Below are 4,461 nucleotides of genomic sequence, written 5' to 3'. Positions count from 1 at the left end.
CGCGACAGCGGCCCCGGCATCCCCGACGAACTGCTCGAGAAGGTGACTGAGCGTTTCCGTCGCGCCTCCGACCAACGCACCACCGGTAGCGGCCTGGGACTTTCCATCGTCGTCGAACTGGCTCAGCGTCAGCAGGCGACACTCCAACTGCGCAACCGTCCTGAACATGGGTTGGAGGCCACGATCACCTGGCAGGCACAATAAGTTGCATCAGGCTCGTCAAGGCTAGGCTTATGTACTACATCTTCCATTGATTTGAACACCACAAGGTCTTACCAAGACAAGCAACAGCACATCCCCCTGACTTTTTACTACACATGCCGCCTGTAACCGACCGCCACGCCGCAAGGAGAGTCGCATGCTCGAAGTGCTGAGTCACCGTCGCTATCGCCATTTGTTCCTGGCCCAGGTCACCGCCCTCGCCGGCACCGGGCTAACGACGGTCGCCCTGGCATTGCTGGCCCATGACCTAGCGTCCGGGCAGGCAGGAGTCGTGCTAGGCACGGCACTAGCGATCAAGATGTTGGCCTATGTGGGCATCGCACCGGTGGTCGGGGCCTACGCCTCGCGTCTGCCGCGCCGCACTCTGCTGGTCAGCCTGGATCTGCTGCGGGCGTCCGTGGTCTGCGCGCTGCCCTTCGTCACCGAAATCTGGCAGGTCTATGTGCTGATCTTCCTGCTCAACGCCGCCTCGGCGGGCTTCACCCCGGTCTTCCAGGCAACGATTCCGGACCTGCTCCAGGACGAGGGGCAGTACACCCGCGCGCTGTCGCTGTCGCGGCTCGCCTATGACCTCGAGAACCTGCTCAGTCCCATGGCCGCCGCGGCGCTATTGATGGTGATGAGCTTCGATGTATTGTTCCTGCTCAATGGCCTGGCCTTCCTGGTCTCGGCCGGCCTAGTGGTCTCGGTGATGTTGCCGTCGCCCAAGGCAACGGAGGACGAGGTACCAAGCGTGTGGCGCAAGGTCTCCCACGGCATGCGGATCTACCTGAAGACGCCGCGACTGCGCGGACTGCTGGCCCTGAACATGGTGGTCTCGGCGGCCGGGGCCATGCAGATCGTCAACACTGTGGTCTACGTGCGTTCTTCCCTGGGCCTGGGCGCGCAGGCAGTGGCCATGGCTTTCGCGGCAGTCGGAGGCGGCTCGATGCTGGTGGCCCTGCTGCTGCCGAAAGTGCTGGAGCGCACGCGAGAACGTCCGCTCATGCTCGCGGGCGGCGTTCTGATGACACTAAGCCTCTTTCTTGGCCTGCTGGCACCCGGGTTCGTGGGGCTACTAGGGCTGTGGTTCTTGCTGGGTGCCGGCGCCTCGCTGGTCATGACGCCTACTGGGCACCTACTCAAGCAATCGTGCCAGCCCGAGGACCGTCCGGCGTTGTTCGCCGCGCAGTTCTCGCTATCGCATGGCTGCTGGCTGGTCTCCTATCCGCTGGCCGGCTGGTTCGGGTCGCAGGCGGGCCTGATCGAGACCTTCGCCCTGCTAGGGGCGATCGCGCTGGTGTCTACGACACTCGCGATCCGTGTCTGGCCATCACGGGACCCGGTGGCGCTCGAGCATGGCCATGCTCCTGTGGAGCACTCCCACCTGCATTACCATGACGACCACCACCAGCATGAACATGAGGGCTGGGAGGGACCTGAACCGCATCGCCACTCTCATCATCACCCAAGAGCTCGACATCGTCATGCCTTCGTGATCGATCATCATCACCCGCAATGGCCTAGATGAGTGATGGTCTTTATAACAACAAAGCTATTGCTGAGCGCCCAGCAATGGGCGCGCGCACTCAAGCGGGACGTACATGCGATCTGGCTTGCCGCGCACGACCCGCGCACACCGTGCGTCGTTAAAATTCTAGCGCTGGTTGTCACTGCGTACGCGGTGTCACCCATCGACTTGATCCCGGATTTCATCCCAGTGCTTGGCTATCTGGACGATCTGGTGATCGTGCCCCTCGGGATCCTGATAGTCGTCCGACTCATCCCCTCCAGAGTAATGGAAGAGCACAGGAAAGCAGCCGACAAAGCAATCGCTAGACCAGTCAGTCGCCTGGCGGCTGGTGTCATCATTGCCACCTGGGTCGCTTGTGCCGCGCTCTTGGTCAGGCTTTTCATGTGAATATATAGCCATCATCACATCACTTAAGCGCCATGACTGCCTGTTCAAGAGGGGGGCTCGAACCGAGATAACACGCTATCCAACCTGAACATAGAACCACCGCGCTCTTTAAGTAAGGCATCAGAATATTTTCTTACCATATAACCTCCAATAGCTTCTGCTTAATCAATAGACCAAACCTATTGGCTTTTGCTTCATACCAAGAATGGAGAAACCTGATGGCGCATAGAGAAGAACATCCACAAAAGTTAAAGATCTGGGACCCAATAGTAAGGATACTTCACTGGACATTGGCTATAGCATTCATGACAGCCTGGGTGAGCTCTGGCCAATGGCAGACACTACATGAATGGGCAGGGTATACAGTAGGCGTAGCAATAGTATTACGAATCATATGGGGAATAATAGGGACTCGACACGCACGGTTCATCAATTTCACTTACTCACCAAAAGAAATATTTCAACATTTACGAAACATGCGACATGGGCATGAACGACATTATGACGGCCACAATCCCGCCGGCAGCGCCATGGTCTTTTTACTATTAGGAGGACTTGGCCTGCAAGCAATATTGGGCTGGCTTCTAACAACGCACACCTTTCAAGAAAACACACTGATAGAAACTGTACACCCAATATTAGGAAACGCCCTTCTTATTGCAGCAATACTACATGTTGTTGGTGTAACAATTTCAAGCAAGTTAACAAAACAAAATCTTGCCAAGGCAATGCTTACTGGTAAAAAAACAAAAAAACGCCAAGAATAATTGAAAGAGCCGCCTCAAGGCGGCTCTTTCAATTCACGCCCCTCCGCCGACCTTCGCAAGAACATACCTGACGATCTTATAAAAACCAAGCGCCAGTGCAAAAGGCACAACGAGTGTCCCAATAAAAATGTATAAAGTAAAAATACAGGCCTCGAAAAAGAAACATCTAAAGAGAGCCTCGCCAGCTATACTACGGACGGCCTTGGCTAAGTTTCTTACAATCCGACAAGGCCTTGCTAACACATCATACTGAAATCTATAAACCATCATACACTCCCCAGCTCGGTGCCACTGTAGGTAAGATTTTAAAGTCATGTACGACACGCCGATGTTATGTCTTGATCGGGCTTATAGACCGATGTTGCTACTTGCATCAACCCCAGGATGCTTGAAAACAAATTGGCATGACTATATTTACCGTCTGCATTTTTATATAAACAATCATCATCCAGTCCCGTGGAGCCAATAAAACCCTTATCCAACCACCACGTCATGGGTACATGCGTTTGTTCTTTCGGTGCGATTGAGTAAGGCAATCCATGTAAATAAACACCATTTTCACCTAACGACTCACCGTGATCAGCCACATACAACATGGCAGCCGAATATTGAGACTGATATTTTAAGGCGGCAATCAGACTATCTAAGACACTATCGGTGTAAAGAACGCCATTGTCATATGCATTTACAATCTCATTTTTTTGGCACTTGTTTAAATCAGCAGTTTTACATACCGGGACAAACCTGCTAAAAGCCTCAGGATAACGCTGGTAATAACTAGGGCCATGATTGCCTAACTGGTGCAAGACAATGACTTTGTCATCGTTAGAACCCGAAGTTTTCTTCAACTCATCTTTTAAACGCTCGGCAAGAGCCTCATCATAGCAGCGGCCCGATGCACAAAGACCAGGAAAACCCTGCTGGGACAGTGTCTCATTTTTAACGCCTTCGCAGACTCCTTTGCATCCCGATTGGTTATCAATCCATTCCACATCGATACCGGCATGCTTTAACACATCAAGAAGTGACTCATGACTTTTAATATAGCGCTCGTCATAGTCATCGTGACCAAGCGGAGAGAACATGCAAGGTAAAGAAACTGCCGTGCTTGTGCCACAAGATGTTACATGAGGAAAATTGATCACGTTGCGATCATTCAACTTCGGTGTTGTCTGCCTCTCATAGCCATTGAGACCCCAATTGGCAGCCCGCATCGTCTCCCCGACCACAATGACGAGCAGCTTAGGCTTGCTATTGCCATTCGATGCCGCGTCTGCCAGTTTCGCATCGCTCTCAAGCGGAATTTTCTTATCAGGCAGAGGAGCTTGTGCAGGAGCTAAAGCTTGAACAGCAGAGACTATCGCGTTACCCGGAGTGACCAAGAAACGCAGCTCATGATGCGTCCTCATCAAAGCCGACACGCTTTGAAATGTCAGTAAAATGAAGCCGCTCAATACCAGGGTGCTTGCTAGCACCACCACTGCGCGTCTCAAAACAGACCTCAAAAGGCTCTCTCTTTTTATACGCACCCAGATAACAAACAGTGAAGGAATAGCGGCATAAACAATCATG

At 52.9% G+C, this 4,461-nt stretch carries 4 protein-coding genes and 1 pseudogene; 4 read left to right on the top strand and 1 reads right to left on the bottom strand.

Features of this window, described 5'->3' with window-relative positions; genetic code table 11:
* From OP496_RS16675 to OP496_RS16660, 4 genes and pseudogenes are all read left to right on the top strand, one after another.
* On the top strand, positions 1 to 204 hold a 204-nt coding region (locus OP496_RS16675; protein WP_280564920.1), incomplete at its 5' end, for a sensor histidine kinase.
* Between the two features lie 154 nt (positions 205 to 358).
* A complete protein-coding gene (locus OP496_RS16670; RefSeq protein WP_246923567.1) occupies positions 359 to 1,732 on the top strand; it encodes an MFS transporter in 1,374 nt (457 codons plus the stop codon).
* Between the two features lie 18 nt (positions 1,733 to 1,750).
* Positions 1,751 to 2,074 (top strand): annotated as a pseudogene (locus OP496_RS16665) (YkvA family protein); the annotation flags it as partial.
* 266 nt (positions 2,075 to 2,340) lie between these two features.
* Positions 2,341 to 2,889, top strand: coding sequence for a cytochrome b/b6 domain-containing protein (locus OP496_RS16660; protein ID WP_179000153.1), 549 nt, complete (start codon positions 2,341 to 2,343; stop codon positions 2,887 to 2,889).
* A gap of 311 nt (positions 2,890 to 3,200) precedes the next feature.
* Here OP496_RS16660 and OP496_RS16655 read toward each other — a convergent pair.
* The coding region (locus OP496_RS16655) for a sulfatase-like hydrolase/transferase (RefSeq protein ID WP_280564919.1) at positions 3,201 to 4,461 on the bottom strand (1,261 nt) is incomplete at its 5' end.

Origin of the sequence: Chromohalobacter sp. 48-RD10 (assembly GCF_029889785.1) — a bacterium.
Classification (GTDB): domain Bacteria; phylum Pseudomonadota; class Gammaproteobacteria; order Pseudomonadales; family Halomonadaceae; genus Chromohalobacter.
Note: the sequence above shows the minus strand (reverse complement) of the source record. Positions and strands in the feature narration are given on the sequence as shown.

Coding starts and splice junctions, on each gene's coding strand:
- OP496_RS16670 (WP_246923567.1), top strand. CDS start 359: ATGCTCGAAGTGCTGAGTCACCGTCGCTATCGCCATTTGTTCCTGGCC.
- OP496_RS16660 (WP_179000153.1), top strand. CDS start 2,341: ATGGCGCATAGAGAAGAACATCCACAAAAGTTAAAGATCTGGGACCCA.